This is a genomic window from Mycobacterium sp. TH-M11, from assembly GCF_057473725.1.
Map to the genome: position 1 here is coordinate 1 of NZ_JBYCLD010000074.1, position 1,920 is coordinate 1,920.

Annotated in this window: 2 protein-coding genes; one reads left to right on the forward strand and one right to left on the reverse strand. The window is 64.4% G+C overall.

The genetic code is table 11. The annotated features are described in order from the left end of the window. The coding region (locus AC2VOG_RS03085; RefSeq protein ID WP_486938449.1) for an IS256 family transposase at nucleotides 1-1,178 on the reverse strand (1,178 nt) is incomplete at its 3' end. A 293-nt stretch (nucleotides 1,179-1,471) separates the two neighbouring features. Between AC2VOG_RS03085 and AC2VOG_RS03090 the strand changes: the two genes are divergently transcribed. Then, nucleotides 1,472-1,920, forward strand: a 449-nt coding sequence (locus AC2VOG_RS03090; RefSeq protein WP_486938450.1) for a hypothetical protein, incomplete at its 3' end; no start/stop codon positions are given.

Below are 1,920 nucleotides of genomic sequence, written 5' to 3' on the forward strand. Positions count from 1 at the left end.
TGTGATTTGCTGAGGACGTCCAGGCCGAGGTAGCGCCGGGATTCGGCCCATTCGTCGTGCTGTTCGGCCAGGACGGCACCGACGAGGCGGATCAGGGCGCCCCGGTCGGGGAAGATGCCGACGACGTCGGTGCGACGGCGGATCTCCTTGTTCAGCCGTTCCTGGGGGTTGTTGGACCAGATTTGGCGCCAGATCTGCTTGGGGAACGCGGTGAACGCCAGCAGGTCCGCGCGAGCATTCTCCAAGTGCTCGGCGACCTTGGGGAGCTTGTCGGCGAGCGCGTCGATGATCCGATCATATTGCGCAGCAACGGAATCAGCGTCCGGCTGGTCATACACCGAATGCAGTAGCGTGCGCACCCACGGCCACGACGACTTCGGGGTGATGGCCATCAGGTTGGTGGCGTAGTGCGTACGGCAGCGCTGCCAGGCCGCGCCAGGCACGGTGGCGCCGATCGCGGCCACCAGCCCCGCGTGCGCGTCGGAGGTGACCAGTTTGACCCCGGATAGGCCGCGGGCGGTCAGCGATCGCCAGAACGCCAACCAGCCCGCCCCGTCCTCGGCCGTGGTGACGTCGATGCCGAGGATCTCGCGGTAACCCTCGGCGTTCACACCGGTCGCGATCAGCGCATGCACGTTGACCACGCGACCGCCCTCGCGGACCTTGAGGACCAGGGCATCGGCCGCGACGAACGTGTACGGCCCGGCATCGAGTGGCCGCGTGCGGAACGCCTCCACGGCGGTGTCGAGTTCCTTGGCCATCACCGAGACCTGCGATTTCGACAGCCCGGAGATGCCCAGCGTGCCGACCAGTTTGTCCATCCGCCGCGTCGAGACGCCCAGCAGGTAGCAGGTGGCCACCACCGTGGTCAGGGCCCGCTCGGCGCGTTTGCGTCGTTCCAGCAGCCAATCGGGGAAGTAGGAGCCCTGCCGCAGTTTCGGGATGGCGATGTCCAATGTGCCTGCCCGCGTGTCGAAGTCACGGTGGCGGTAGCCGTTGCGGTGGTTGGTTCGCTCCCCGCTGCGCTCGCCGTAGCCGGCGCCGCACAGTGCGTCGGCCTCGGCACCCATCAGGGTGTGGATGAACATCGACAGCAGCTCGCGCAGCACGTCGGGATGAGCGGCGGTGAGTCGCTCGGTCAGGACCTGCTGCAGGTCGATATCGTGGACAGTGGTCATCGCGTGTGCTCCTTCTTTGCTCGAGTGACTTTGGACGGTCCCTCGAAGAATCACGCGATGACCTTCAATCACTCGGCTACGACACGCCGGTACCGCTAATCAGGTCCGACTCGTACACCACTCTGCTGGACGCAACCCAAACCTGGGGAAATACGCGACCGCTGACACGTCGCGAGTGTCTCTTCCCGTCATGCATCGCAACCATGGGGGGTCGCGGCTGAAGTCCGTGGCTTCTCCCAGCGGGAAACAACGATGTAATCGAAGAACTGGCTCTCGGGGATACCATCCGTGACATGACCATGACACAGCCTTGGCCTGCACCGGCGCCCGTACGCGCTCGCAACTGGCCGGCAGTGGCACTCGGCACTCTGACAACTGCGCTCGCAGCAGCGGCGTTGATGGTCGCGCTTACCCGAACGGGGTCGGCGGAAGGCCCTACCTACACCGCGGCGCAGAAGGCCGTGGCGAAAGCTGAATTATGTAAGCAATATGAACTGGCGGCTCGTGCGCTGAATATTGAGACACAACCCGGCGGCGACATAGCGTTGGCGCGAATCTCCATGGTCAACGGCGCTCAGATTCTTGAAACGGCGGCAGCAGACCCGGCTCTGGAGCCGAGATACCGTGACGCGGCCCGAGCTTTGGCCAGTTCATATCAGACTACGGCGGTTATTGGCACCAACGGCATGGTTACCGCGGACCAATACCAGAAGGCGGTTGATGACTCGAACGCCAAGAACCA